The sequence below is a fragment of the Streptomyces sp. NPDC054975 genome (assembly GCF_053609105.1).
Genome location: NZ_JBSGWV010000016.1, coordinates 63,201 through 89,776 on the forward strand (window position 1 = coordinate 63,201; position 26,576 = coordinate 89,776).

Annotated in this window: 27 protein-coding genes and 1 pseudogene; 15 read left to right on the forward strand and 13 right to left on the reverse strand. The window is 70.3% G+C overall.

Annotation, left to right across the window (positions count from 1 at the left end; genetic code table 11):
• The first annotated feature begins 27 nt into the window (after nt 1-27).
• From ACWF79_RS17155 to ACWF79_RS17185, 7 genes are all read left to right on the forward strand, one after another.
• Nucleotides 28-570: a F0F1 ATP synthase subunit B gene (locus tag ACWF79_RS17155; RefSeq protein ID WP_453728913.1), complete on the forward strand. Its 543-nt coding sequence runs from the start codon at nt 28-30 to the stop codon at nt 568-570.
• Nucleotides 567-1,382 carry a F0F1 ATP synthase subunit delta gene (locus tag ACWF79_RS17160; protein WP_453728914.1) on the forward strand — a complete coding sequence of 272 codons (816 nt, stop codon included), beginning with the start codon at nt 567-569 and terminating at the stop codon, nt 1,380-1,382. Before ACWF79_RS17155 ends, ACWF79_RS17160 begins: the two co-directional genes overlap by 4 nt.
• A 132-nt stretch (nt 1,383-1,514) precedes the next feature.
• Entirely contained in the window at nt 1,515-3,113 is a 1,599-nt protein-coding gene (gene atpA, locus ACWF79_RS17165) for a F0F1 ATP synthase subunit alpha (protein WP_453728915.1), read from the forward strand.
• Nucleotides 3,114-3,133: 20 nt separating this feature from the next.
• Nucleotides 3,134-4,051, forward strand: a complete 918-nt coding sequence (locus tag ACWF79_RS17170; protein ID WP_453728916.1) for a F0F1 ATP synthase subunit gamma — start codon at nt 3,134-3,136, stop codon at nt 4,049-4,051.
• Nucleotides 4,051-5,493 carry a F0F1 ATP synthase subunit beta gene (atpD, locus tag ACWF79_RS17175; protein ID WP_453728917.1) on the forward strand — a complete coding sequence of 481 codons (1,443 nt, stop codon included), beginning with the start codon at nt 4,051-4,053 and terminating at the stop codon, nt 5,491-5,493. The genes ACWF79_RS17170 and atpD overlap by 1 nt, the downstream gene beginning before the upstream one ends.
• A 123-nt stretch (nt 5,494-5,616) precedes the next feature.
• Nucleotides 5,617-5,991 (forward strand): F0F1 ATP synthase subunit epsilon, encoded by a 375-nt coding sequence (locus tag ACWF79_RS17180; RefSeq protein WP_137993315.1) that lies wholly within the window; start codon nt 5,617-5,619, stop codon nt 5,989-5,991.
• Between the two features lie 144 nt (nt 5,992-6,135).
• Nucleotides 6,136-6,582, forward strand: coding sequence for a DUF2550 domain-containing protein (locus ACWF79_RS17185; RefSeq protein ID WP_361959598.1), 447 nt, complete (start codon nt 6,136-6,138; stop codon nt 6,580-6,582).
• Nucleotides 6,583-6,776: 194 nt separating this feature from the next.
• Here ACWF79_RS17185 and ACWF79_RS17190 read toward each other — a convergent pair whose 3' ends face one another.
• The 3 genes from ACWF79_RS17190 to ACWF79_RS17200 form a co-directional block, all read right to left on the reverse strand.
• Nucleotides 6,777-8,624, reverse strand: coding sequence for a glycosyl hydrolase family 18 protein (locus ACWF79_RS17190; RefSeq protein WP_453728918.1), 1,848 nt, complete (start codon nt 8,622-8,624; stop codon nt 6,777-6,779).
• A gap of 125 nt (nt 8,625-8,749) precedes the next feature.
• Nucleotides 8,750-9,400: a response regulator gene (locus tag ACWF79_RS17195; RefSeq protein WP_453728919.1), complete on the reverse strand. Its 651-nt coding sequence runs from the start codon at nt 9,398-9,400 to the stop codon at nt 8,750-8,752.
• Nucleotides 9,388-10,605: a sensor histidine kinase gene (locus tag ACWF79_RS17200; RefSeq protein WP_453728920.1), complete on the reverse strand. Its 1,218-nt coding sequence runs from the start codon at nt 10,603-10,605 to the stop codon at nt 9,388-9,390. Before ACWF79_RS17200 ends, ACWF79_RS17195 begins: the two co-directional genes overlap by 13 nt.
• A gap of 155 nt (nt 10,606-10,760) precedes the next feature.
• On the opposite strand from ACWF79_RS17200, the gene ACWF79_RS17205 reads away from it, so the two are divergent.
• Nucleotides 10,761-11,381, forward strand: a complete 621-nt coding sequence (locus ACWF79_RS17205) for a hypothetical protein (protein ID WP_453728921.1) — start codon at nt 10,761-10,763, stop codon at nt 11,379-11,381.
• Here the strand turns inward: ACWF79_RS17205 and ACWF79_RS17210 are convergent.
• The 3 genes from ACWF79_RS17210 to ACWF79_RS17220 are packed head-to-tail and all read right to left on the reverse strand — an operon-like array spanning nt 11,301 to nt 13,428.
• Nucleotides 11,301-11,873, reverse strand: a complete 573-nt coding sequence (locus tag ACWF79_RS17210) for a cob(I)yrinic acid a,c-diamide adenosyltransferase (protein ID WP_453728922.1) — start codon at nt 11,871-11,873, stop codon at nt 11,301-11,303. The genes ACWF79_RS17205 and ACWF79_RS17210 overlap by 81 nt on opposite strands.
• Nucleotides 11,874-11,886: 13 nt before the next feature.
• On the reverse strand, nt 11,887-12,636 hold the full coding sequence (locus ACWF79_RS17215) for an ABC transporter permease (protein ID WP_453728923.1): 750 nt from the start codon (nt 12,634-12,636) through the stop codon (nt 11,887-11,889).
• 18 nt (nt 12,637-12,654) lie between these two features.
• The gene (locus tag ACWF79_RS17220; RefSeq protein ID WP_453728924.1) at nt 12,655-13,428 is read right to left on the reverse strand and encodes an ABC transporter ATP-binding protein; all 774 of its coding nucleotides are present in this window, start codon (nt 13,426-13,428) and stop codon (nt 12,655-12,657) included.
• A 72-nt stretch (nt 13,429-13,500) separates the two neighbouring features.
• On the opposite strand from ACWF79_RS17220, the gene ACWF79_RS17225 reads away from it, so the two are divergent.
• From ACWF79_RS17225 to ACWF79_RS17245, 5 genes and pseudogenes are all read left to right on the forward strand, one after another.
• Nucleotides 13,501-14,136, forward strand: a complete 636-nt coding sequence (locus tag ACWF79_RS17225) for a TetR/AcrR family transcriptional regulator (protein ID WP_453728925.1) — start codon at nt 13,501-13,503, stop codon at nt 14,134-14,136.
• 130 nt (nt 14,137-14,266) lie between these two features.
• Nucleotides 14,267-15,115 carry a 3-hydroxyacyl-CoA dehydrogenase family protein gene (locus tag ACWF79_RS17230; RefSeq protein ID WP_453728926.1) on the forward strand — a complete coding sequence of 283 codons (849 nt, stop codon included), beginning with the start codon at nt 14,267-14,269 and terminating at the stop codon, nt 15,113-15,115.
• Nucleotides 15,116-15,241: 126 nt separating this feature from the next.
• A complete protein-coding gene (locus tag ACWF79_RS17235; RefSeq protein WP_024761898.1) occupies nt 15,242-15,565 on the forward strand; it encodes an STAS domain-containing protein in 324 nt (107 codons plus the stop codon).
• Nucleotides 15,566-15,586: 21 nt separating this feature from the next.
• Nucleotides 15,587-15,721 (forward strand): annotated as a pseudogene (locus ACWF79_RS17240) (hypothetical protein); the annotation flags it as partial.
• A gap of 220 nt (nt 15,722-15,941) precedes the next feature.
• On the forward strand, nt 15,942-18,500 hold the full coding sequence (locus tag ACWF79_RS17245) for an ATP-binding protein (RefSeq protein WP_453728927.1): 2,559 nt from the start codon (nt 15,942-15,944) through the stop codon (nt 18,498-18,500).
• 71 nt (nt 18,501-18,571) lie between these two features.
• Here the strand turns inward: ACWF79_RS17245 and nucS are convergent, their stop codons facing one another.
• Nucleotides 18,572-19,243 carry an endonuclease NucS gene (nucS, locus tag ACWF79_RS17250; protein WP_453728928.1) on the reverse strand — a complete coding sequence of 224 codons (672 nt, stop codon included), beginning with the start codon at nt 19,241-19,243 and terminating at the stop codon, nt 18,572-18,574.
• Between the two features lie 228 nt (nt 19,244-19,471).
• Here nucS and ACWF79_RS17255 point away from each other — a divergent pair, with 228 nt between their 5' ends.
• Nucleotides 19,472-19,864 (forward strand): SCO5389 family protein, encoded by a 393-nt coding sequence (locus tag ACWF79_RS17255; RefSeq protein WP_017236120.1) that lies wholly within the window; start codon nt 19,472-19,474, stop codon nt 19,862-19,864.
• A 106-nt stretch (nt 19,865-19,970) separates the two neighbouring features.
• On the opposite strand, the gene ACWF79_RS17260 is transcribed toward ACWF79_RS17255, so the two are convergent.
• Nucleotides 19,971-21,005 (reverse strand): LLM class flavin-dependent oxidoreductase, encoded by a 1,035-nt coding sequence (locus ACWF79_RS17260; protein ID WP_453728929.1) that lies wholly within the window; start codon nt 21,003-21,005, stop codon nt 19,971-19,973.
• 199 nt (nt 21,006-21,204) lie between these two features.
• Between ACWF79_RS17260 and ACWF79_RS17265 the strand changes: the two genes are divergently transcribed.
• Complete coding sequence (locus ACWF79_RS17265; RefSeq protein ID WP_453728930.1) at nt 21,205-21,531, forward strand: ATP/GTP-binding protein; 327 nt, start codon at nt 21,205-21,207, stop codon at nt 21,529-21,531.
• A gap of 107 nt (nt 21,532-21,638) precedes the next feature.
• On the opposite strand, the gene ACWF79_RS17270 is transcribed toward ACWF79_RS17265, so the two are convergent.
• From ACWF79_RS17270 to ACWF79_RS17290, 5 genes are all read right to left on the reverse strand, one after another.
• Complete coding sequence (locus ACWF79_RS17270; protein WP_453728931.1) at nt 21,639-22,496, reverse strand: ABC transporter permease subunit; 858 nt, start codon at nt 22,494-22,496, stop codon at nt 21,639-21,641.
• Complete coding sequence (locus ACWF79_RS17275; protein ID WP_453728932.1) at nt 22,493-23,581, reverse strand: ABC transporter ATP-binding protein; 1,089 nt, start codon at nt 23,579-23,581, stop codon at nt 22,493-22,495. The genes ACWF79_RS17270 and ACWF79_RS17275 overlap by 4 nt, the downstream gene beginning before the upstream one ends.
• A 122-nt stretch (nt 23,582-23,703) precedes the next feature.
• Nucleotides 23,704-24,483 carry an ABC transporter permease gene (locus ACWF79_RS17280; protein WP_453728933.1) on the reverse strand — a complete coding sequence of 260 codons (780 nt, stop codon included), beginning with the start codon at nt 24,481-24,483 and terminating at the stop codon, nt 23,704-23,706.
• A 3-nt stretch (nt 24,484-24,486) separates the two neighbouring features.
• Complete coding sequence (locus tag ACWF79_RS17285; RefSeq protein WP_453728934.1) at nt 24,487-25,452, reverse strand: ABC transporter ATP-binding protein; 966 nt, start codon at nt 25,450-25,452, stop codon at nt 24,487-24,489.
• 112 nt (nt 25,453-25,564) lie between these two features.
• Entirely contained in the window at nt 25,565-26,503 is a 939-nt protein-coding gene (locus ACWF79_RS17290) for a coiled-coil domain-containing protein (protein WP_158990544.1), read from the reverse strand.
• Nucleotides 26,504-26,576: the final 73 nt, after the last annotated feature.

Below are 26,576 nucleotides of genomic sequence, written 5' to 3' on the forward strand. Positions count from 1 at the left end.
CCACACCTTTTTACGGAAGGCACTGATGTGAACGCTCTGCTTCTTGCGGCGGAGGAGCCCCAGCCTCCTCTTCTCCCGCATCTTGACGAGCTCGTCATCGGCCTGATCGCCTTCGTCATCGTCTTCGGCTTCCTCGCCAAGAAGCTCATCCCGAACATCAACAAGGTTCTGGAAGAGCGTCGGCAGGCCATCGAGGGTGGCATCGAGAAGGCCGAGTCGGCCCAGATCGAGGCCCAGAGTGTGCTGGAGCAGTACAAGGCCCAGCTCGCCGAGGCCCGCCACGAGGCCGCGCGTCTTCGCCAGGAGGCGACGGAGCAGGGCACCGCGATCATCCAGGAGATGAAGGCGGAAGGCCAGCGCCAGCGCGAGGAGATCATCGCGGCCGGCCACACGCAGATCGAGGCCGACCGCAAGGCCGCGGCGACCTCGCTGCGCCAGGACGTGGGCAAGCTCGCCACCGACCTGGCCGGCAAGCTGGTCGGCGAGTCCCTCGAGGACCACGCCCGCCAGAGCCGCACGATCGACCGCTTCCTCGACGAGCTCGAGGAGAAGGCCGAGGCCGTCCGATGAACGGAGCGAGCCGTGAAGCACTGGCCGCCGCACGTGAGTCCCTCGACGCGCTGACCGACAACACCTCGGTCGACACGGCGAAGCTCGCGGGCGAGCTGGCCTCGGTCACCGCGCTGCTCGACCGCGAGGTGTCGCTGCGTCGGGTCCTGACCGACCCGGCGCAGGCGGGCGAGGCCAAGGCCGAGCTCGCCCAGCGACTGCTCGGCGGTCAGGTGGGCGGCGAGACCGTCGACCTGGTGTCCGGCATGGTGCGTTCCCGCTGGTCCCAGTCGCGTGACCTGGTCGACTCCGCCGAGGAGCTGGCGAACACCGCCGACCTCACCGCGGCGCAGCAGGCCGGCGCGCTGGACGACGTCGAGGACGAGCTGTTCCGGTTCGGCCGGATCGTCTCCTCCAGCACCGAGCTCCGCTCGGCGCTGACGGACAAGGCCGCCACGGCGACCGCCAAGAGCCAGCTGCTGCGCGGCCTGCTCGGCGGCAAGGCCAACGCGGTCACCGAGCGTCTGATCATCCGTCTCGTGACCCAGCCCCGGGGACGTAGCCTGGAATCGGGACTCGAGTCCCTTTCCAAGCTCGCCGCGGCGCGTCGGGACCGGATGGTCGCCGTGGTCACCACGGCGGTGCCGCTGTCCGACCAGCAGAAGCAGCGCCTCGGTGCCGTTCTGGCCAAGCTGTACGGCCGCCAGATGCACCTGAACCTGGACGTGGACCCCTCGGTCCTCGGCGGGATCTCGGTGCAGGTCGGCGACGAGGTCATCAACGGGACCATCGCGGAGCGCCTCGACGAGGCGTCCCGGCGACTGGCCGGCTGACGACAGCGACCATCAACACAAAAGCATGATCAGCGGCCCGGTTGGGCCGTGCACATCGCAGAAGATTCCTGGGGGTCGGCCCCCAGACCCCCAAGAAAACTTCGGGCCCAACAAGGAGAGCAGGGAACCCAGATGGCGGAGCTCACGATCCGGCCGGAGGAGATCCGGGACGCGCTGGAGAACTTCGTCCAGTCGTACCAGCCGGACGCGGCCTCGCGCGAGGAGGTCGGAACGGTCAGCCTGGCCGGCGACGGCATCGCCAAGGTAGAGGGTCTTCCCTCGGCCATGGCGAACGAGCTGCTGAAGTTCGAGGACGGCACCCTCGGTCTCGCCCTCAACCTCGAGGAGCGCGAGATCGGTGCGATCGTCCTCGGCGAGTTCAGCGGTATCGAGGAGGGGCAGCCGGTGCAGCGCACCGGTGAGGTCCTCTCCGTCGGTGTCGGCGAGGGATACCTCGGCCGCGTTGTCGACCCGCTCGGCAACCCGATCGACGGCCTCGGCGAGATCGCGACCGAGGGCCGCCGCGCCCTCGAGCTGCAGGCGCCGGGCGTCATGCAGCGTAAGTCGGTCCACGAGCCGATGGAGACCGGCTACAAGGCCGTCGACGCCATGACCCCGGTCGGCCGTGGCCAGCGTCAGCTGATCATCGGTGACCGTCAGACCGGCAAGACCGCGCTGTGTGTCGACACGATCATCAACCAGCGTGACAACTGGCGCTCCGGCGACGTGAACAAGCAGGTTCGCTGCATCTACGTCGCCATCGGCCAGAAGGGCTCCACCATCGCGTCCGTGCGTGGCGCGCTGGAGGAGGCCGGTGCGCTCGAGTACACGACGATCGTCGCCGCCCCGGCGTCCGACCCGGCCGGCTTCAAGTACCTGGCGCCGTACACCGGCTCCGCCATCGGTCAGCACTGGATGTACCAGGGCAAGCACGTCCTGATCGTCTTCGACGACCTGTCGAAGCAGGCCGACGCCTACCGCGCCGTGTCGCTGCTGCTGCGCCGCCCGCCGGGCCGTGAGGCCTACCCGGGTGACGTCTTCTACCTGCACTCCCGCCTCCTCGAGCGCTGCGCGAAGCTCTCGGACGAGATGGGCGCGGGCTCGATGACCGGTCTGCCGATCGTCGAGACGAAGGCCAACGACGTCTCGGCGTTCATCCCGACCAACGTCATCTCCATCACCGACGGCCAGTGCTTCCTGGAGTCCGACCTGTTCAACGCCGGCCAGCGTCCGGCCCTGAACGTCGGTATCTCGGTCTCCCGTGTCGGTGGCTCCGCCCAGCACAAGGCGATGAAGCAGATCTCCGGTCGCCTCCGTGTGGACCTGGCCCAGTTCCGTGAGCTGGAGGCGTTCGCCGCCTTCGGTTCCGACCTGGACGCCGCGTCGAAGGCGCAGCTGGAGCGTGGACAGCGCATGGTCGAGCTGCTCAAGCAGGCTCAGTACCAGCCGATGCCCACCGAGAACCAGGTCGTCTCCGTCTGGGCCGGCACCACCGGCAAGATGGACGACGTTCCGGTCAACGACATCCGCCGCTTCGAGGCCGAGATGCTGGCGTACCTGCGCCAGAGCCACTCGGGTCTCATGACCTCCATCCGTGAGGGCGGCAAGATGTCGGACGACACGCTGCAGGCCGTCGCCGACGCCATCGCGGAGTTCAAGAAGCAGTTCGAGACCTCTGACGGGAAGCTGCTGGGCGACGACGCTTCCGCTGCCGTCAACGTCTCGAAGTGACGACGGAAGGGACCTGACTCATGGGAGCGCAGCTCCGGGTCTACAAGCGTCGCATCAAATCCGTCACCGCGACGAAGAAGATCACCAAGGCGATGGAGATGATCGCCGCCTCGCGCGTCGTCAAGGCGCAGCGCAAGGTGCAGGCGTCGACCCCGTACGCGACCGAGCTGACCCGCGCGGTCACCGCGGTCGCCACGGGTGCGAACGACAAGCACTCGCTGACCACCGAGGTGGAGAACCCGACCCGCGCCGCGGTCCTGCTCCTGTCGAGCGACCGCGGTCTGGCCGGCGCCTTCAACTCCAACGCCATCAAGGCGGCGGAAGCGCTGACGAGGAAGCTGGAGGGCGAGGGACGCGAGGTCGACATCTATGTCGTCGGCCGTCGTGGCATCGCGCACTACAACTTCCGTGAGCGCAAGCTGGCCGACTCGTGGACCGGTTTCACGGATCAGCCGGAGTACGCGGACGCCAAGAAGATCGCGGCTCCGCTGATCGAGGCGATCGAGAAGGACACGGCCGAGGGCGGCGTGGACGAGCTCCACATCGTCTACACCGAGTTCGTCTCGATGATGACGCAGACGGCGGTCGAGGCCCGGCTGCTGCCCCTCAGCCTCGACGAGGTGGCGAAGGAGGCGGGCGAGCAGGACACGCTCCGTCCGCTGTACGACTTCGAGCCGTCGGCGGAGGACGTCCTCGACGCCCTGCTGCCGCGCTACGTCGAGAGCCGGATCTACAACGCGCTGCTCCAGTCGGCTGCCTCCAAGCACGCCGCCACGCGCCGTGCGATGAAGTCGGCGACCGACAACGCGGGAGACTTGATCAACAACCTCTCCCGACTTGCCAACGCGGCCCGCCAGGCCGAAATCACCCAGGAAATCAGCGAGATCGTCGGTGGCACCGCAGCCCTGGCCGACGCGACCGCGGGGAGTGACAAGTAATGACGACCACTGTTGAGACGGCCGCCGCCACGGGCCGCGTCGCCCGGGTCATCGGCCCGGTCGTCGACGTGGAGTTCCCCGTCGACGCGATGCCGGAGATCTACAACGCGCTGAACGTCGAGGTTCCGGACCCGGCCGAGGAGGGCGCGACCAAGACGCTGACCCTCGAGGTCGCCCAGCACCTCGGTGACGGCATTGTCCGCACCATCTCGATGCAGCCCACCGACGGTCTGGTCCGCCAGGCCCCGGTCATCGACACCGGCGCCGGCATCACCGTGCCGGTCGGCGATGTCACCAAGGGCCGCGTGTTCAACACGCTGGGTCAGGTGCTGAACGACGACGCCTCCACCGTCGCGGACGCCCCGCGCTGGACGATCCACCGCAAGGCCCCGGCGTTCGACCAGCTCGAGTCGAAGACCGAGATGTTCGAGACCGGCCTGAAGGTCGTCGACCTTCTCACCCCGTACGTCAAGGGTGGAAAGATCGGTCTGTTCGGTGGTGCCGGTGTCGGCAAGACCGTTCTGATCCAGGAAATGATCGTCCGTGTGGCCAAGCTGCACGACGGTGTCTCCGTCTTCGCCGGTGTCGGCGAGCGCACCCGTGAGGGCAACGACCTCATGGTGGAGATGGAGGAGGCCGGCGTTCTGGACAAGACCGCGCTGGTCTTCGGCCAGATGGACGAGCCGCCGGGCACGCGTCTGCGCGTCGCCCTGGCCGGTCTGACCATGGCGGAGTACTTCCGCGATGTGCAGAAGCAGGACGTGCTGTTCTTCATCGACAACATCTTCCGCTTCACCCAGGCCGGTTCCGAGGTCTCCACGCTGCTCGGCCGCATGCCCTCCGCGGTGGGTTACCAGCCGAACCTGGCCGACGAGATGGGTCTCCTCCAGGAGCGCATCACGTCGACCCGTGGTCACTCGATCACCTCGATGCAGGCGATCTACGTCCCCGCGGACGACCTGACCGACCCGGCCCCGGCCACCACCTTCGCCCACCTCGACGCGACGACGGTTCTCTCCCGTCCGATCTCCGAGAAGGGCATCTACCCGGCCGTGGACCCGCTGGACTCCACGTCCCGGATCCTGGACCCGCGCTACATCGCGCAGGACCACTACGACGCCGCCACGCGCGTCAAGGGAATCCTGCAGAAGTACAAGGACCTCCAGGACATCATCGCGATCCTCGGTATCGACGAGCTGAGCGAGGAGGACAAGCTGGTTGTCCACCGCGCCCGCCGTGTCGAGCGCTTCCTGTCCCAGAACACCCACGCGGCGAAGCAGTTCACCGGCGTGGACGGTTCGGACGTTCCGCTCGACGAGTCGATCGCCGCGTTCAACGCGATCTGCGACGGTGAGTACGACCACTTCCCCGAGCAGGCCTTCTTCATGTGTGGTGGGCTCGAGGACCTCAAGAAGAACGCCAAGGAGCTCGGCGTCTCCTGAGCCCCGTGCTCATGAGAGGGGCGGGCCGCCCCGCGCGGGCGTGTCCCGCCCCTCTCTTCACGCCCCTTAGAATTGACCCCAACACCCGGCAGTACCGCCGGGTGGTGACCCGAGGAGCCACCCTTGGCTGCTGAGCTGCACGTCGAGCTGGTCGCCGCGGACCGGAGTGTCTGGTCCGGCGAGGCCACCCTGGTCATCGCGCGTACCACCTCCGGCGACATCGGCGTCATGCCCGGCCACCAGCCGCTGCTCGGTGTGCTGGAGTCGGGCCCGGTGACCATCCGTACCAGTGAGGGCGCGACCGTCGTCGCCGCCGTCCACGGTGGATTCATCTCGTTCGCCGACGACAAGCTGTCTCTGCTCGCGGAGATCGCCGAGCTGGCGGACGAGATCGACGCCCAGCGCGCCGAGCGTGCGCTGGAGCGCGCGAAGTCGGAGTCGGACGCCGCCGCCGAGCGACGCGCCGATGTCCGGTTGCGTGCGGTAGCGGTTCGCTAGCGGACCGCGCCGAGAGTTGTGCCCTCAGCCGCGGCACGGCTGGAATTCTCCAGACCGTGTCGCGGCTGAGGCGATGCAGATGCAGGTTGTATTCGGTTACGCCGGCGAAGCCGGTCACGGGACGCAGCGAGGAGGTCGGTGAAGATGTTCCTCGCTCTGCTCCTGAGCGGCCTGGTCGTCGCACTGGTGGTGATCGGGCTCTTCGTCTTCGGCTTGCGCCGCAGGCTGATCCAGCGTGCCGGCGGCACCTTCGACTGCTCCCTGCGCTGGAACGTGCCCGAGGAGCCGGACCCGTCCGGCAAGGGCTGGGTGTACGGCGTCGCCCGCTACAGCGGTGACGAGATCGCCTGGTTCCGGGTCTTCTCGTACGCGCCCCGCCCCCGCCGCGTCCTGGAGCGCTCGGCCATCGAGGTCCTGGAGCGCCGGATGCCCGAGGGCGAGGAGGAGCTCGCGCTGCTCTCCGACGCCGTGATCCAGGGCTGCATGCACCGGGGGACCCGGCTCGAGCTGGCGATGAGCGAGGACGCGCTGACCGGCTTCCTCGCCTGGCTGGAGGCGGCGCCTCCGGGCCAGCGGGTGAATGTGGCCTGATTGGCCCCCGCTGGATGGGGGTCCCCCCGGACGAAGTCTGGGGGAGGGTGAATGTGGCCTGATTGGCCCCCGCTGGATGGGGGTCCCCCCCGGACGAAGTCTGGGGGAGGGTGAATGTGGCGTAACGGAACGCGTACGGCGGGGACGGTGTGCTGCACCGTCCCCGCCGCGTTTTCCGCCGGGCCGGCTCGCTGCTAGTTCAGCCCGCTGTTGATGGCGCCGACCAGCTCGCCGTTGCTGGTGTCACCGCTGAACTCCCAGAAGAACGCGCCGCCCAGGCCCTGGTTCTTCGCCCAGCTCATCTTGGACGTGACCGTGGCCGGGGTGTCGTAGCTCCACCAGTTGGAGCCGCAGTGCGCGTACGCCGTGCCGGCGACCGTGCCGTTGGCCGGGCAGGAGTTCTTCAGGACCTTGTAGTCCTCGATGCCCTGCTCGTACGTGCCGGCCGCCGGGCCCGTCGCCGTGCCGCCGGGGGCGGACTGGGTGACGCCGGTCCAGCCGCGGCCGTAGAAGCCGATGCCGAGCAGCAGCTTGTTGGCCGGGACGCCCTTCGCCTTGAACTTGGCGATCGCCTCGGCGGAGTTGAAGCCCGCCTGCGGGATGCCGGGGTACGACGTGAGCGGGGAGTGCGGGGCCGTCGGGCCCTGCGCCGCCCAGGCGCCGAAGAAGTCGTACGTCATCACGTTGAACCAGTTCATGTACTGCGCGGCTCCCGCGTAGTCGGCGGCGTCGATCTTGCCACCGGAGGAGGCGTCGGCCGTGACGGCAGCGGTGACCAGGTTGGTGCTGCCGAACTTGGCGCGCATGGCCTGCATCATGTTCTTGAAGGAGGCCGGGCCGCTGGTGTCGCAGGACAGACCGCAGGCGTTCGGGTACTCCCAGTCCAGGTCGATGCCGTCGAAGACGTCGGCCCAGCGCGGGTCCTCCACCAGGTCGTAGCAGGACTGCGCGAAGGCGGTCGGGTTCTGCACGGCCTGACCGAAGCCGCCGGACCAGGTCCAGCCGCCGAAGGACCACAGCACCTTGATGTGCGGGTACTGGGCCTTGAGCTTGCGCAGCTGGTTGAAGTTGCCGCGCAGCGGCTGGTCCCAGGTGTCGGCCTTGCCGTCGACGGACTGGTCGGAGGTGTAGGCCTTGTCGTAGTCGGCGTAGGCGTCACCGATGGTGCACTTGCCGCCCTGGACGTTGCCGAAGGCGTAGTTGATGTGCGTGATCTTCGACGCCGAGCCGGACGTCACCAGGTTCTTGACGTGGTAGTTGCGCCCGTAGACGCCCCAGTTGGTGAAGTAGCCGAGCTTGACGGTGGAGCCGGGGCCCGGGCCACCGCCGCCGCCCGTGGTGCGGACGCTCGCGGCGCCGCTGGCGGGACCGGTCTGGTCGACGGTGTCGCGGGCGACGACCGTGTAGCTGTAGTCGGTGCCTGCGGTCAGCCCGGTGTTCGTGTACGTGAGTCCGGTGACCGTGGCGATCGTGGTGCCGTCGCGCTTGACGTCGTAGTTCTTAATGCCCTTGTCGTCGGTCGCGGCGGTCCAGGTCAGCTTGACCGAGGTGTTGGTGATGTCGGAGGCGACCGGTGTGCCGGGGGCGGAGGGCGCGTTGTCGCCGGGCTGGCTGCCTCCGTCGCAGGACGCGCCGTTGATCTTGCAGCCGCTCGGGGCGCCGGAGCCGGTGCCGTTGAAGCCGAAGGAGACGGAGGCGCCCGGGGTGAGGGTGCCGTTCCAGCCGACGTTCTTGGCGGTCCAGTGCGTACCGGAGCTGGTGACGGTGGCGTCCCAGGCGGAGGTGACGGCGGTGCCGGCGGGGTAGTCCCACTCGACCTGCCAGGAGGAGAGGGTGGTGGTGCCGGTGTTCTTCACCGTCCACTTGCCCTCGAAGCCGGTGCCCCAGTCGGAGACCTTGGTGTACGTGGCGGTGGCCGCCGTGGCGGCCTCGGCGGGAGCGGCGAGGCCGACCATGGCGGCCAGGGGCAGGATCAGGGCGGTGAGACCGGCGGCGGCCCGGTGTCTGAACCCTGTTCTGCGCGTCGGTGCTTGAGTGCTCAACAGTGCTCCTCAAGTTGCGGACGGACAAGTCGGGGGGTGGTCCGTGAACATGCGCGCGCCCCGCGAGAGTAGGAAGGTCTGGACCAATCGTCAAGAGGTCCAGACCAACGTCGGCGGTGCGGGAGTCAGACACCCAACTCCCGTGCCAGCACGGCCGCTTGCGACCGGCTACGGACATCCAGCTTGCCCAGCACCTTGCTGACGTGCGTCTTGACCGTCGCCTCCGCCATGTCGAGCCGGGCCGCGATCTCCGCGTTCGACAGGCCCTGCGCCAGCGCCGCGAGCACCTCTCGCTCCCGGGGCGTCAACGCGTCCAGTACGGACGGGTCCGCCGTGCCCGGTCCGCGCTCCGGGCCGCGCGGGGACGCGAACTCGGCGATCAGACGCCGGGTCACGGCCGGGGCGATCAAGCCCTCCCCGCGCGCCACCGTCCGTACCGCCTCGATCAGGTCCTTCGCCTCGGTGTTCTTCAGCAGGAAGCCCGCGGCCCCGGCCCGCAGCGCCCCGAAGACGTACTCGTCCAGATCGAACGTGGTCAGCACCAGCACGTCGGCGAGACCCTCGGACACGACCTGCCGGGTCGCCGTCACCCCGTCCATGCGCGGCATCTGAATGTCCATCAGGACCAGGTCCGGTCGCAGCTCCCGCGCCAGTTCCACCGCGCGCTCGCCGTCCGGCGCCTCCCCGACCACCTCGATGTCCGGCGCGCTGCCCAGGATCAGGACGAGTCCCGCCCGGACCGCGCTCTGGTCCTCGGCCACGATCACCCGAACCATGCCGTCGGCTCCTTGTCGCTCGTCCTCACGGGCAGGACCGCCCGTACGCGCCATTCTTTCCGGCCGTCGTCCGCCGTCACCGGACCGGACTCGAACTCCCCGTCGAGCAGCGCCACCCGCTCCTCCATCCCCACGAGCCCCGCCCCCGAGCCGGGCGCGCGCGGCCCGGGCTGCTGCCCGCCGAGCGCGCTGGTCACGGCGACCGTCAGGGCCCCGTCCCGGCGGCGGCCGAGTTCCACCCGAACCTCGCCCGGCGCCGCGTGCTTGAGGGCGTTGGTCAGCGACTCCTGCACGATCCGGTACGCGGCCAGCTCCACCGGCGCCGGCAGCTGCCCGTCCTTGCGCGGCCGGGCGTCGTCCACCGTGAACGTCAGCCCGCTCGGCTCCCCGCTCGCCCGCGCCTGGCCGACCAGCGCGTCGAGGCCGTCGAGGGTCGGCGCGGCCGCCGGTCCGGCGTCGCCGCTGCTGTCCCGAAGGAGCCCGATGAGGCGTCGCATCTCCGCGAGGCCCTCCACGCTGTTCTCCCGGATCACGGTCAGCGCCTGCCGGGTCGTGGCCGGATCATCGATCGAGAGCGCGGCGGTGGAGTGGATCGCGATGGCGGAGAGGTGGTTGGCGACCATGTCGTGCAGCTCGCGCGCCATCCGGGCGCGCTCGGCCACCACCGCGTGCGTACGGTCCATCTCGGCCAGCAGCGCGGTCTGCTCGGCGCGCAGCCGGGCGGCCTCGGCGGCCTGGCGGTGGTTGCGTACCACCGCGCCGGTCAGCGCGGGCAGGAACGAGATCATGCCCGTGATCACGCCGACCAGGAGGGCGACGGCGTTCTGCCACCAGATGAGGAAGCCGATCGTCACTCCGATGGTGATCAGCCCGGTCGTGTACGGGATGCGCCGGGCGGAGGCGGGGGAGCCGTAGACCACGGCCGCGTAGACGACGTCCGTGAACATCAGCGCGGTGACGAGGCTGCCGAAGGTGAACTGGTCCGCCACGAGCGCGAGCGTGCCGACGACCAGCGCGGTCTGCGGCATCGAACGGCGCAGGGTCTCCATGGCTGCCATGACGAACAACGGGATCAGCGTCGCCCACTGCTCCTCGATCAGCCGCTCGGTCTGGATGTGCAGACCGAAGGACCACATCAGCAGGCCTGTGGCGAGACCGCCCGCGGCGATCAGCAGATCGTCACGGTGGGGACGGGGGAGAGTCACGTGTCCATCCAACACGCAGGCCGGCCGCCAGGCCTCGACGCCGGGGCCGATCCGCCCCTCCGTCGAAGGATGTAGTCGTACTTCGTCACTGGCGACGACGATCCGCGCCCACCGCCACGGGACGCTGGGAGAGACGTACGAAAGGGAGTACCGCCGTGATCGTCACGCTGATCGTGATCTGCGAAGTCGGCTTCTGGGTGCTGCTGGCCGCCGGCCTCGCCACCCGCTATCTGCTCAAGATGCCCCGGACGGGCCTCGCCCTGCTGCTCTGCGAGCCCCTCCTGGAAGTCCTGCTGCTCGTCGTCACCGCGATCGACCTCAAGGACGGCGCCGAGCCGAGCTGGCGGCACGGGCTCGCCGCGGTGTACATCGGCTACACCGTCGGCCACGGCCACCGCACCGTGAAGTGGCTGGACGGCCATGCCGCCCACCGCCTCGGCGGCGGACCGCCGCCCGTCAAGCCGCCGCGCTACGGCATGGCGGGGGCCCGCCACGAGGGCAAGGTCTGGCTGGGCACGGTGACGGCGGCGGCCGTGGCCTCCGGGCTCCTGCTGCTCGCGAGCTGGTACGTCGGCGACGACGGGAACACGGACTCGCTGCGGAGCTGGATGCACGTCGCCTGGCGGGCGGCCACCATCCACGGCCTGATCGCCCTCAGCTACGCGATCTGGCCGAAGAAGGCCCCCGCCGAGCCCTCAGCGCTCCCCGCCCGGGACCCAGAGGACGTCCCCGACGTCCTTGTTGGCCGTCCGCGCAAGGATGAAGAGCAGGTCTGAGAGGCGGTTGAGGTAGGTCGCCGTCAGGGGGTTCATGGTCTCGCCGTGGACCTCCAGGGCCGCCCACGTGGAGCGCTCCGCGCGGCGGACCACCGTGCACGCCTGGTGCAGCAGGGCCGCACCGGGCGTGCCGCCCGGCAGGATGAAGGAGCGCAGCTTGTCGAGCCGCTCCAGGAAGCGGTCGCAGTCCGCCTCCAGCTTGTCGACGTAGGACTGCTCGACCCGCAGTGGCGGGTACTTCGGGTCCTCGACCACGGGGGTGGACAGGTCCGCGCCCACGTCGAACAGGTCGTTCTGGATCCGCACGAGGACCGACACGACCTCCTCGTCGAGCTGCCCGAGGGCGATGGCCGTACCGATGACGGCATTGGCCTCGTTCGTGTCGGCGTACGCCGAGATCCGCAGATCGGTCTTGGCGGTCCGGCTCATGTCGCCCAGGGCGGTGGTGCCCTGGTCGCCGGTACGGGTGTAGATGCGCGTCAGATTGACCATGGCTCCAGCGTAGTTACGCCCCGGCCTTCAGGAACGTCCGTGTGCCGACCGTCACGGCCATGAGCGTGAGCCCGACGGCCACCAGGACGCCGTACAGCATCGTCGCCGTCGCGTACTGCCCGACGTACGCGTCCCGCACCGCGTCCACCAGGTAGCGGAACGGCATGAAGTGCGAGAGGACGTTCAGCCAACCGGGCGCGAGCGCCATCGGCAGCATCAGTCCGGACAGCAGCATCGCCGGCAGCGTGAGCGCGTTGACCGCGGGGCCGAACTCCGTCGGCGTGTTCACCTTCATCGCCAGCGCGTACGAGAGCGAGGCGAGCGAGAAGGTCAGCAGCGCGACGAAGACGAAGCCGATGAGCACCCCGGCGAGCGGCGCCCGCAAGCCCATCGCCAGCGCGACGAGGACGAGCAGCACGGCCTGGAAGACGAAGAGCGAGGCGTCGCGCAGCAGCCGGCCGAGGAGCAGCGCGAGCCGGCTGACGGGCGTGACGCGCATCCGCTCCACCACGCCCCAGTTCTTCTCCATGATGAGCGAGAAGCCCGCGAACGAGGCGCCGAACAGGCCGAGTTGGAGCAGGAGCCCGGGGACGAGGATCTGCCAGGAGTCTCCTTGACGGCCGAGCGGCAGATCGCTGAGCAGCGGCCCGAAGAAGAGCAGGTACAGCAGCGGCATCAGGACGCCGAAGAAGATCTGGAACTTCGAGCGCAGGGTCTGACGGGCGTAGCGCCCGAAGACGAGCGCGGTGTCGTGGAACAGCACGGGGGAGTCCTTGAGGGGCTAGACGGCTACGGGGGTGGCGTCGATCGGGGCCGGGCCGCGTCCGGTGATGGCGAGGAAGGCGTCCTGGAGGGTGCTCACCCCGTGCTCGGCCTTGAGGCCGGCGGGGGTGCCCTCCGCCACGACGACGCCCCGGTCCACGATCACCAGCCGGTCGGAGAGCGCGTCGGCCTCGTCGAGGTAGTGGGTGGTGAGCACGACCGTCGTGCCGTGCTCGTCGCGCAGCCGGCGCACCAGCGCCCACAGGTCGGCGCGGCTGCCCGGGTCGAGCCCCGTCGTCGGCTCGTCGAGGAAGAGCACCTCGGGGCGGTGGGTGAGGCCGAGCGCGATGTCGAGGCGGCGGCGCTGACCGCCGGAGAGCGCGGCCGTGGAGCGGTCGAGGACCTCGGTGAGGCCCAGCTCGTCCGCCAGCTCCTGGGCCCGGGCGACCGCCTCCGTCCGGGAGAGCCGGTACAGACGGCCCTGGGTGACGAGTTCGGAGCGCACGGTCTCCTGCGGGTCGACCCCGCCGGACTGGGCGACGTACCCGATCCGGCTCCGTACGGATCCCGGGTCGGTGAGCAGGTCGTGGCCGGCGACGGTGGCCGCGCCACCGGTGGGCGGGAGCAGCGTGGTGAGCATGCGCAGGGTCGTCGTCTTCCCCGCGCCGTTGGGGCCGAGGAGGCCGAGGATCTCGCCGCGCCGCACGGTGAGGTCGATCCCGCGGACCGCCTCCACGGGGCCGTTCTTCGTCTGGAAGGTCCGGGCGAGCCCGGCCGTACTGATGAGGGGCATGGTGACTACAAAAACAGAGTCGATGAAATTTTGCAACGCCTCCAAAATTTCAGCGGGACCTAGGATGAGGTCATGGCTGAGGGGCTGAGGGAGCGCAAGAAGCGCCAGACGAAGCAGCGGATCTCCGACATCGCGACGGGGCTCTTCCTGGAGCACGGCTTCGTGACCGTGACCATCGCGGAGATCGCGGACGCCGCGGACGTCTCCGTCAACACGGTGTACAACTACTTCCCCGCCAAGGAGGACCTCTTCCTCGACCGCATGGAAGGCGTCACCTTGCGCGTCGCCCGGATGATCCGCGGCCGCGACAAGGGTGAGTCCGCCGCCGACGCCGTCCTGCGTGAGATGCGCCAGCAGATCGGCGCCGTCTCGCCCGCCTACGGACTCATGGACGGCTTCGACGCCTTCATGAACGTCATCGAGCACGCGCCCACCCTCAAGGCCCGGCTCTTCTACCTCCAGCAGCAGGTCGTCGAGGCGGTCGTCGCCACCCTGCGCGAGGAGACCGGCGCGGCCGACGACGACCCGCTGCCGCTGCTCGTCGGCGGTCAGCTCGCCTGGATCGAGAACACGGTCGTCGGATACATCACCCGCGAGATGACGGCCGGCCGCAAGGCGACCCAGGTCTCCCGCGAGGCCCTCGTCCTCCTCGACGAGATCGAGGAGCTGCTGAGCGAACGGGTCCTCACGTACGCCGTACGGGGGTAGGCGGCCTGTCGCGAGTGTGACGTCCGTCAAACGGGGCGTGACGCGCGTTACTTCGCGGTCACTTCGCGCCCCGCGACCGCTAATCTCCGCCGGAGAGCCAGACATGAACAGGCGTGGAGGGGTGGAAGACGTGGCCAGGAAGCTCGCCGTCATCGGAGCCGGACTCATGGGGTCGGGAATCGCGCAGGTCTCGGCCCAGGCGGGCTGGGAGGTCGTCCTGCGCGACGTCACCGACGCCGCACTGACCCGCGGCACCGACGGCATCAAGGCGTCGTACGACCGGTTCGTCGCCAAGGGCAAGCTGACCGCCGACGAGGCCGAGGCAGCCCTCGGCCGGATCACCTCCACCACCGAACTCGAAGCGGTGGCCGACGCCGACGTGGTCGTGGAGGCCGTCTTCGAGAAGCTTGAGGTCAAGCACGAGATCTTCCGCTCCCTCGACAAGGTCGCCAAGGACGGCGCGGTCCTCGCCTCCAACACCTCCGCCATCCCGATCACCAAGATCGCCGCGGTGACGGAGCGTCCGGAGGCCGTGGTCGGCACCCACTTCTTCTCGCCGGTCCCGATGATGCAGCTCTGCGAGCTCGTCCGCGGCTACAAGACCAGCGACGCCACCCTCGCCGCCGCGCGGGAGTTCGCCGAGTCGGTCGGCAAGACCTGCATCGTCGTCAACCGAGACGTCGCCGGCTTCGTCACCACCCGCCTCATCTCCGCGCTGGTCGTCGAGGCCGCCAAGCTCTACGAGTCGGGCGTCGCCACCGCCGAGGACATCGACATCGCCTGCAAGCTGGGCTTCGGCCACGCCATGGGGCCGCTCTCCACCGCGGACCTCACCGGCATCGACATCCTCGTGAACGCCACCTCCAACATCTACACGGAGTCGCAGGACGAGAAGTTCGCGCCGCCGGAGCTGATGCGCCGGATGGTGGACGCCGGTGACATCGGCCGTAAGAGCGGGCAGGGCTTCTACGAGTACTGATCGCCGACGGCCGCTCGGCCATCACCCCATGGGGTGAATTCGGTATCAGTTCGCTTACAAGGCGCAACGCTTCTGCGCCAAGGGCAGTCAGTTGTTGCAAAGACGGAGCACTCCCGGGGAGCGTGTATGCACATCAGGGGCGATCATGTCGAGCTGGTCGTCGGGGGCCGCCTCGACGTCCGCAGCGCGGCGGACGCCCGTACGGTCCTGCACTCGGCCGTCGACGACGGAGTCGGCGACCTCGTGCTCGACCTGACCGGTCTCGACTCCTGGGACGCCACCGGACTCGGGGTCATCATGGGCGCACACCGCCGGGCGGGCCGCTGCGGGCGGCGGCTCGTGCTGCGCGGGGTGCCGCCCCAGATGCAGCGCCTCCTCGTGGCGACCCGGCTGCACCGGATCCTCGCGATCGAGGGCGGCCTCGCCGCGGAGTCGCTGCCGCGGGTGTGACTTCGGTCCGCACGGCTCAGGCAGGTACGGCTCCGGTCTGTACGGCTCCGCGCCGTACGACTCCGGAACGTACGACTCCGAGCCGGTAGCATTCGGGCCGCACGACTCCGGAACGTACGCCTCCGGTCGTATGAATCCTGGCCGTCCCGGTTGTGAAGCTGCTGTGCGAAACCGGCGACTGCCCCAATCCTCGACGGACCGTGACGTCTGGGTCGGGGCAGCACCCCGGCTGTTCCCGGATTCTCGAAGAAGGTCTAGGGTTCGGTCGCCCGCCCATTGACGAACCCACCCGGCGGGCACCGGACCAGAAGCGACCGCGAGCGTGCAGATCGGCCGGAGGGGCTTCCGCACGCACCGCTTTTGGGGGGCTTTGACCATGGACCCGATGAACCGGGGGCCGGAAGACTTCGGCCACGACACCGAGGGCGACGACGTCCGCGACGGACGCGGCGGCCCCGCCGCCGACCGCGGACCGGTCGCCACACCCGCCCGCGTCCGCACCGCCCGCGTCGTCTCCGGCGACCTGCTGCTCACCGTCAACCCCGTCGACGGCAGCGAGATCGAGGTCTGCCCGCCCGGCGAGCAGCCCGCGCCGCCCCGCCGCCGCACCGCCCAGGAGCGCGCCGAGGCCGCCCGCGCGGCCACTCCGCCCGTACCGGCGGGACCCGCCGCCCCCCGGCTGCCGCTGCTCGAACGGCAGGAGGAGCACGAGCGCCTCGTCCAACTCCTCTCGCGCGGCCGCTCCGTCCGGCTCACCGGCCCCGCCGGCTCCGGCCGCACCGCCCTCCTCGACGCGGTCGCCGCCGACTGCGCCGACCTCGCGCCCGACGGCGTCGTCCGCCTCTCCGGCCACCACCGGACCCCCACCGAGCTGCTGTACGAACTCCTCGGCGCCGTCCTGCACGCCCCCGACCACCGCCCCGACCGCCCGGGCCTGCTCGACCTGGTCCGCGACATCGGCGCCGTCGTCCTCGTCGACGACCTGGAGTTCGGCGGCGCGCCCCTGGACGAGCTCCTCGCCGGCGCGCCCGAGTGCGCCTTCCTGCTCGCCGCCACCCCCGACGTCCAGGCCCCCTCGGCCGACGCCCACATCGAAGACGTCGCGCTCGCCGGTCTCGGCCGCGCCGCCTCCCTCGAACTCCTTGAGCGCGTCGTCGACCGGCCGCTCACCGACGACGAGGCCAACTGGGCGGGCGACCTCTGGTTCGAGTCCGAGGGCCTGCCGCTGCGCTTCGTCCAGGCGGGCGCCCTGCTCCGGCAGCGCGACCGGCTCCGGGTCACCCCGGCCGAGTTCGACGCGTTCGGGGCGGCCGCCCAGGAGGACACCGTCCCCGCCGAGTTCGACGCCTTCGGCGCCCTCGACGACGCCTTCGGCCCGGCCGCCGCCCCCGCCGCGCCCCAGCCGGACCCCGCCGAGATCGAACTGCGTGACATACCGCTGCCGAGCCTGGGCGAGGGCGCCGCCCCCGCCGCCCTGCTCGCCTCCCGGCTCAGCCGCTCCGCCCAGGACACCCTGCGGTTCGCCGTCGCCCTCGGCGGCGAGGTGCCGCACCAGGCCCACCTGCCCGCGCTCGTCGGCGACACCCACGCGGACGCCGCCCTCGGCGAACTCCGGGCCTGCGGACTGCTCTCCCCGGTCGGTACCCGCTACCGCCTGGCCGCCGGAGTCCTCACGCAGCTCCTCGCCCAGGGCTACGACGAGGACGCCACCGCCCGCGCCCACACCGTCGCCCAGCACTACGCCTGGTGGGCCGGGCACCCCTCCGTCACCCCCGCCCGCGCCGCCGCCGAGGCCGACGCCGTCCTGGCCGCCATGGCCGCGCTCGTGCCCGGCACGAGCGACGAACACCCCGCCGGCGCCGTCCTGCTCGCCCGCAGCGCCGCGCCCGCCTTCGCCGCCGGACTCCACTGGGGTGCCTGGGAGCGGGTCCTGCGCGGCGGCCAGGAGGCCGCCCGGCTGGCCGGGGACGTCGCCGAAGAGGCGTACTTCCACCACGAGTTGGGCGTCCTCGCACTCTGCGCCGGGAACCTTCAGCGGGCCCGCGCCGAACTGGAGGCGTCGATCGGCATGCGCGGCGTCCTCGCCGACAAGCGCGGCACCGTCGCCGGCCGCCGGGCGCTCGCCCTGGTCGCCGACCGCGCCGGCGCCGCGCCGCACGGCGACGCCGACCCGGCCGCCGCGCGCGACGAGGAGCCCGTCTCCCCGCCGCGCGGCATCCCGAAGGCCATCCTCCCGGCGGTCTCCCGACCGGACGCCACACCGTCCCCGGCCGCCCCCGCCGCCACGGCCGCCACCGCCTTCACGGCGTTCCCGGAGTTCGCCGACGAGGGCCCGACCCTCATCAGCCGCCCGGACACCCCGACGAGCGGCGGCGGTACGAAGCCGGGCCGCCGCGCCGGCATCATCGCCGGGGCCCGCCGCAACCTCGTCGCGGTCAGCACGGGAGCGCTCCTGGCCGCCGTGCTCGGCACCGTCGTGGTCATCGGAGCCACCTCCGGCGACGCCGAGGACCCGGGCACCGGTCGCGTCACCTCCGACCACACGGCCGAGGAGGAGACCGGCGACACCGTCCTGGACACCGACGAGCCGACCGACGGCGCGACGAGCAGCCCCTCGGGCAGCGCCTCGCCCACGCCGTCCGGCTCCGCGAGCTCGGGCACGCCCGCCACCTCGGGCGCCCCGTCCACCCCGACCTCCGGCAGGCCGACGACCGCGCCCACGGAGACGGGCCGCCCGTCGATCACGCCCCCGCCGCGTCCGACGACGAGCCCGACGCGGACAACGTCCCCGAAGCCGTCGACCACGCCGCCGACACCGTCGACCACGCCGCCGACGACCCCGCCCACGACGACGCCGGCCCCCACCGACACGACCCAGCCGCCCGCCAGCAACTCCGCCTCCGGCGACACCAGCCCGACCGGCAGCACGGCCTGACCTTCCGCGGCGGAACACACGACGGCCCCGGGCGCTTCTCGCGCCCGGGGCCGTAGACGTGACGACCGAGGTCAGAACAGCCGCAGCTTGTCGTCCTCGATGCCGCGCAGCGCGTCGTAGTCGAGCACCACGCAGTCGATGCCGCGGTCCGTCGCGAGCACCCGCGCCTGGGGCTTGATCTCCTGGGCCGCGAAGACGCCCTTCACCGGCGCGAGGTGCGGGTCGCGGTTGAGCAGCTCCAGATAGCGGGTCAGCTGCTCCACGCCGTCGATCTCACCGCGCCGCTTGATCTCCACGGCGACCGTCGCCCCGTCGGCGTTGCGGCACAGGATGTCCACCGGGCCGATCGCGGTCGGATACTCGCGGCGGATCAGGGTGTGGCCCTCGCCGAGGGTCTCGATGCGGTCCGCGAGCAGCTCCTGGAGGTGCGCTTCCACGCCGTCCTTGATGAGGCCCGGGTCCACGCCCAGCTCGTGCGAGGAGTCGTGGAGGATCTCCTCCATCGTGATGATCAGTTTCTCGCCCGCTTTGTTCACCACGGTCCAGATGCCGGCCTCCCCGTCGACCCCTTCCTTGAGGGTGCAGGGCGGCGACATCCAGTTGAGCGGTTTGTACGCCCGGTCGTCCGCGTGGATGGAGACGCTGCCGTCTGCCTTGACCAGGATCAGACGGGGAGCGGAGGGCAGGTGGGCCGTGAGCCGGCCCGCGTAGTCCACGGAACAGCGGGCGATGACGAGACGCATGGTCGGCAACGCTACAAGACACACGCTCTTCCGCGCGATTCGGCTCTTAACGCCCGCTGTACGAGGGTCACTTATTGGCCGGTTGTGCTCCCAATCTCCTGGTGCGCTCCGGACTGCGCGCTTACCGTGGAAGCAGGAGGTCGCCGTCCGTGCACGCAGCGTGTCGCACGGGGGTCCTTCATCCCTGCCCGTAAGACCCCGCCCGTCGGGGTCGCGAGAGGAGAACCCATGTCGCTCGACGTCTCACCGGCGCTGTTGGAACAGGCCGAGCGAGGCGAGGTCGACGAAGCCGACTTCGTCGACTGCGTCCGGACCTCCCTGCCCTACGCATGGGAGATGATCAGCTCTCTGGTGGCTCAGCTGAAGGTCGACGGCGGCGAGTTCGCCGACAACCAGACGCCGCCGCCGAACGAGCAGGCACGTGGTCAGCTGTTGCGTGCACTCGCGAGTGATGCCATCCGTGGTGCGCTGCAGCGGCACTTCGGGGTGCGTCTGGCCTTCCAGAACTGCCACCGCGTCGCGGTGTTCCCGCTGGACCCCGCGGTCGACGAGCGGCTTGCCCGCTTCACCTCCGTACGGGGCCAGCTGCTCAACCAGTCGCCGGAACTGCGCGACTGCTGAGGCACGGGGGGTGCCGCCGCTCCGCATCGCGGGAGACGCGAACGATGCGAGAGGTGCCGGAGCGGCGGCATCGCCACCAGCCCCCGCACGACCCGACTCCATGGACTCAGACCAGCAACGGAAGCACCTCGGACCCGAGCCGCCGCACGTTCTCCTCGGTGGCCGCGAGGTCGCCCGTTCCCTCGGCGAGCAGCGCGAAGCGCGTGATGCCCGTACGCTCCGAGGTCGCCGCGAGCCGGTCCGCCGCGAGCCGTGGCGTGCCCACGGGGTGCAGCCCGCACAGCAGCTCCGTGTACGCGACGGGGTCCCGCATCGAGCGGTGCCGGCCGTCCACGGTCACATGGGCGTCGAGGCCCTGCTTCAGCCAGCCGGGCATCGCCTTCACCAGCGCCTCGGACGCCTCGCGCGTGCCGTCGGCGAGTTGGGCGACGCCCGCGGAAACGTGGTGCGCGCCGATCTGGGCGATCTCGTCCGGAGTGCGGCCCGCGTCCCGGGAGAAACGTTCCCACGCGGCCACCATCTCGGCCTTCTCCTCGTCGCCGCAGTGCATCCCGAGCAGCATCGGCAGCCCGCGCCGGGCGGCCAGCTCGACGCTCCTGGGGGAGGTGCAGGCGATCACGACCTCGGGCGACGCGTCCCCGCCGATCAGCTCGCCGGAGCGGGGGACGACGGCCACCTCGCGGAAGGCGAATCGTTCTCCCTCGGCGGAGACACGGGGTTCGGTCAGCCAGCGCAGCAGCAGGTCGAGCGATTCGGGGAAGCCCTGTTCGTACGCCTTCAGGCCCGAGCCGAACACCTCCAGGTCGACCCACGGCCCGCCTCTGCCCACGCCGAGCGTGAACCGGCCTCCCGAGGTGAGATGGAGCAGGGCGGCCTGCTCGCCCAGGGCGACCGGATGGACCGTCGGCAGCACGCTCACCGCCGTACCGACCCGGATCCGGCGGGTGCGGCCCAGGAGCAGCGCCGCCAGCGTCACGGCCGACGGACAGACTCCGTACGGAACGAAGTGGTGCTCGGCCAGCCAGACGGAGTCGAGCCCCGATTCCTCCGTGACCTCGGCGGTCCGCACCGCCCGGTGCAGCGCCTCGCCCTGGCCCTGGCCCGGGAACTGGGCGGCCAGAACAAACGTACCCACGCGCATCGCCTATTACCTCCTTGCGGCCGACGCGGTCCTCCCCCTCGTACCCGGCATTAACGTCTGACACGTGCCATAGGCACGGCCACGGCGGAAGTTGTTGCGATTTTCCGCTAACTCCGCTCGTCGGGTGGGGAGGGTCACTCCGTCGCGGCCCGTAGGCTGGAGAGAACGTTCTGTGTTCCCGGCCCCGTGAGGTGATCAGGTGTCCCCGCGTCGCAACCGCCCCCATGGCGGCGAGAAGCCCGATCGTCAGGGTGAGCCGGGGGACCGGTACGGCGGATCACAGCGCAGCGAGAGCTGGCAGGGCGAGGAGTGGTTCGTCCGGCACGTCGCCGGCGCGAGCTCCCCGGGCAAGCGGTACCGCTGCCCCGGCTGCGACCAGGAGATCCCGGGCGGCGCGCCGCACGTGGTGGCCTGGCCGGAGTACGGGGGAGTGGACGACCGCCGGCACTGGCACAAGGCCTGCTGGAACGCGAAGGACCGCCGCACCACCAGGGTGCAGCGGTCCCGCAACGCGCCGAAGTACTAGCGGCGGATCGGATGTTGGATCCAAGATCCAAGATCCAAGATCCAAGATCCAGGATCCAAAGTCCGAGGTTCAGGATCCGATGTCCAAGGTCCGGTGTCCCGGATCCGTCAGACGTCCCGGTTGTTCAGCAGGGCGTACGCCCCGCCCATCGCCGCCGCCACGATGATCGCCATGATCCACACCGGGTCCCAGCCCGACGGCCCGGACGACCCCACCGTCGACTTGCCCGCGTACAGCGCGATGAGCTGGCTCGGGATCGCGTAGTCGAGCAGCCACTCCTGCACCTTGGCCAGCGACTCCGAGAACATGAACATGGCCGCCACCAGCGGCAGCAGCAGGACGCCGATCATGATCGTGATCGCGCCCGCCGAGTGGCGGATGATCGCTCCGACGGCGAGCGAGAGCAGGCCGAGCAGCGCCAGGAACAGACCGACACCGACCGTCGCCCGGAGCCACTCGGCCGAGGTCGGCTCGGCGGCGGCGGGCACCATCGCCACCTGCGCCATGGCCACCACCGTCGCCGTGACGGTGGTGATCGTGAAGACGAGCAGGAAGAAGACGATCGACTTGGCCGTCAGCACCCGGCCGCGGCTCGGGCACGCGGTCAGGGTGGTGCGGATCATGCCGGTGCCGTACTCGGAGGCGATCGTCAGCACGCCGAGCGTGATCACGCAGATCGAGCCGAGGAGCACGCCGAAGAAGCCGAGCGTGAGCGCCGACTCGGTCGCGGGCGGCCCGTCGGCCCCCTCGGTCGTGGCCACGACCGCCGCGACGCTGAGACCGATGGCCAGCATCAGCAGCACCATCACGCCCAGCGTCCACATCGTGGAGCGCACCGAACGGATCTTGGTCCACTCCGAGGCGAGCGCGTCCCCGAGGTGCGCCCGGCGCACCGGGATGGGCGAGACGTACGAGTACGGCGCGGGGGCGGAGGTGGGAGCAGGCGTGGGGATGGGGGCGGTCATCGGGCGTCCTTGGCGTTCTCGACGGGCTGCTCGCCCTGCGTCGCGTACGGGTTCTGTCCGGGCGGCGGCGGGGCGTACCAGCCCTGCTGCGGTACGTCCTGCACCACCGGCGCGGCCGGCTGCTGGAGGTGCTGCGGCTGCGGCTGCTGGAGGTGCGCCAACTGGTCCTCGGTGGAGCGGTAGTCCACGGCGCCCTGCGTCATCCGCATGTACGCCTCCTCCAGCGAGGCCTGGTGCGGGGAGAGCTCCCAGAGCCGTACGTCCGCGTCGTGCGCCAGGTCGCTGATCCGGTGCAGTGCCAGGCCGGTCACCCGCAGCGCGCCGTCCGGCTCGGACATCACCCGGCCGCCGGCCTCGATCAGCACCGCCGTCAGCTTCTCCCGCTGCTGCGGCTCCGTCTGCGGGGTGCGGACGCGGGCGAAGTCCGCGGAGTTCGCCGAGATGAAGTCCTTGACGCTCATGTCGGCGAGCAGCTGGCCCCGGCCGATCACGATCAGATGGTCGGCGGTCAGCGCCATCTCGCTCATGAGGTGGCTGGAGACGAAGACGGTCCGGCCCTCGGCGGCGAGCTTCTTCATGAGGTTACGGACCCAGAGGATGCCCTCGGGGTCGAGACCGTTGACCGGCTCGTCGAAGAGCAGCACCTGCGGGTCGCCGAGCAACGCGGCGGCGATGCCCAGCCGCTGCCCCATGCCCAGCGAGAAGCCCTTGGAGCGGCGCTTGGCGACGTCCTGGAGGCCGACGACCCCGAGGACCTCGTCGACCCGCTGCGCCGGGATCCCGGCGAGCTGGGCGAGCGACAGCAGATGGCTGCGGGCGCTGCGGCCGCCGTGCACGGCCTTGGCGTCGAGCAGCGCGCCCACCTGGCGGGGCGCGTTCGGCAGCTGCCGGAAGGGGTGGCCGCCGATCGTGACATGCCCCGAGGTGGGCTGGTCGAGCCCGAGGATCATGCGCATCGTGGTCGACTTGCCGGAGCCGTTGGGGCCGAGGAAGCCGGTGACGGTGCCCGGCCTCACCTGGAAGGAAAGGTTGTACACGGCCGTCTTGGCGCCGTAGCGCTTCGTCAGGCCGACTGCCTCGATCATTCTCCAGCCCCATCGACAGGTCAGGTCGTCGGGGCCGTGGCCGACGGCCGGGGCCCCCGTATGAGCTAGGAGCTTATCCAGGGGTTGACGGTTCCGGCCAAGCTGAAATCGTCATGAACGCGCTATGCGTCCCTCTTCTTCATGACCAGGTAGCCACCCAGCAACGCGGCCGCCACCCAGAGCAGCATGATCCCCAGCCCGCCCCAGGGCCCGTACGGCGCCTTCTCGGTGTTCAGGGCGTCGGGGACGACCTGCATGATCTTGGATCCCGCCTGGTCGGGGAAGTACCGCGCCACTTCCTTGGCCTTCGGGACCGCCGCGAGGATCTGGGAGACCAGGAAGAAGAACGGCACCAGGATGCCGAGGGAGAGCATCGAGGAGCGCAGCATCGTCGCCACACCCATCGAGAAGATCGCGATCAGCCCCATGTAGAGGCCGCCGCCGACGACCGCCCGCAGCACGTTGTCCGCGCCCAGCGTCGTCCGGTGCTCGCCCAGGAGGGCCTGCCCCAGGAAGAACGACAGGAAGCTGGTCACCAGACCGACGCCCAGGGCGAGCGCACCCGCCACCGCGATCTTGGAGAAGAGGAAGGTCGCCCGCTGCGGCACGGCCGCGAGCGAGGTACGGATCATGCCCGAGCTGTACTCCGTGCCGACCACGAGCACGCCGAAGACCACCATCGCCAGCTGACCGAGCACCATCCCGGAGAAGCTGACGAAGGTCGGGTCGAAGGTCATCTGCTCGGCCTCGGAGAGATCGCTGAAGGTCGACTTCAGCAGCGCGCTCAGGGCCGCGCCCATCGCCACCGTCACCAGGAGCGCGCTCGCCAGGGTCCAGACCGTCGACGCGACCGTCCGGATCTTGGTCCACTCCGACTGGAGGACCGCCGATACCGCTGCCATCGTTCAGGCTCCCTTGGTGGTGTCGCCCCAGCGGGGGCCGGGCGCGTCCGCCCCGTGCACGTCCGTGCCGTGCGCGTGGTACTCCACCGCGCCGGCGGTCATCTGCATGAACGCTTCTTCGAGCGAGGCGCGCTGCGCGCTCAGCTCGTGCAGGACGAGCCGGTGCTCGGCCGCCAGTTCACCGAGCTTCTCGGTCGTGGCGCCGTCCACCTCCAGCGTCCCGTTGCCCGCCTCGACCGGCGTGAAGCCGTTCGCGTGCAGGAGGTCCCGCAGCCGCTCCTGCTGCGGCGAACGCAGCCGTACGTAGCTCCGCGAATTCTGCTGGATGAAATCCGCCATCGACGTGTCGGCCAGCAGCTTTCCCTGCCCGATCACGATGAGATGATCGGCCGTCAGGGCCATTTCACTCATCAGATGACTGGAAACGAAGATCGTCCGGCCCTCGGCGGCGAGCGCCTTCATCAGATTGCGGATCCAGTGAATTCCCTCGGGGTCCAGACCATTGACGGGTTCGTCGAACATCAGGATCTCGGGATCACCCAGCAGCGCCGAGGCGATTCCCAGCCGCTGGCCCATGCCGAGGGAGAAGCCCTTCGACTTCTTCTTCGCGACCGACGTCAGACCGACCAGGTCGAGGACCTCGCCGACCCGGCTCTGCGGAATGCGGTTCGCCTGGGCGAGGCAGAGCAGATTGTTGTACGCCGAGCGGCCGCCGTGCATCGCCTTGGCGTCGAGGAGCGCCCCGATGTACTTCAGCGGCTCCTGGAGATCCCGGTAGTGCTTGCCGTCGATCCGGACCGTACCGCTCGTCGGGTTGTCCAGATCGAGCATCATCCGCATGGTCGTCGACTTGCCCGCGCCGTTGGGCCCGAGGAAGCCGGTGATCATGCCAGGCCGTACCTGGAACGAGAGATGGTCGACCGCCGTCTTCGATCCGAACCGTTTCGTCAGGCCCTCAAGCTCGATCATGCGTACAACCTACGGGCGCGAAAAACCCTCCGCCACCGGAATGACGGAGGGTTTCGAGACGCGTCGCCCACTCGTCACCGAGAAGGGCGTCAGCGGGTCTGCTGAGCCGGGGTCAGCGGGTCTGCTGAGCCGGGACACCACGGGTGGCCGGCTCGTCGTCGATCGGGGAACCGGCGGCCGCCACGGCGGCACCGGTCAGCGTGGCCAGCATCTCGCGGACGTTGGTCAGCTGGGCGTTGATCGAGTCGCGGCGGTTCGTCAGCGCCGCGAGCTCGCGCTCCGATTCCGAGCGGATCCGGTCGGCCTTGGCGTTCGCGTCGGCCACGATGTCCTCGGCCTGGCGCTGCGCGGTCTCCACCGTCTGACGGGCCCGGCGCTCCGCGTCCGTACGCAGCTTCTCGGCCTCCAGGCGGAGCTGCTCGGCGCGGTGCTCGATCTCGGCGAGACGCTTCTCGGCCTTGGCCTGACGCGACGCCAGGTCGCGCTCCGACTGCTCCCGGCGCTTGGCCAGGTTGGTCTCGAAGTCCGCGGCGGCCTGGGCGGCCTTGGCGCGGGTCTCCTCGAAGAGGGCGTCCGCCTCCTCGCGCTTGGACTGCGCGTCCTTCTGCGCCTCGGCGCGCAGCGAGTTGGCCTCGCCCTGCGCCTTCTCGACGATCCGAACGCCCTCGTCCTCGGCCTTCGCCTTGCGCTCGGCCGCGAACGACTCGGCGTCGTTGCGCACCTGCTGGGCGGCAGACTCGGCCAGCTCGCGGTGCTGCTCGGCGGCGCGACGGGCCTCCTCGCGCAGGTCCTTCGCCTCCTCCTCGGCGAGGCGGAGGATCTTCTCGACACGCGCGCCGAGACCGGCGTACGACGGCTCGGCGTCGGTGACCTGGGCCTGGGCGTTCTGCGTCTCGAGGTGGAGCTCCTCGATGCGCTTTTCCAGAGAGGTGATTCGGGCCAGAGCACTGTCACGGTCGGCGACGAGCTTGGTAATGCGGTCGTCCACCTGACCGCGGTCGTAACCACGCCGCACGAGCTCGAAGCCGAAGGGGGAGGAAGTGTCGCTCATGGGGTTCCTGTCGAATGAGACCGGTGAGGTGTTAGGGGGAATCCTAGGGGCCGAAGCGGCGTGTCATCGAGCG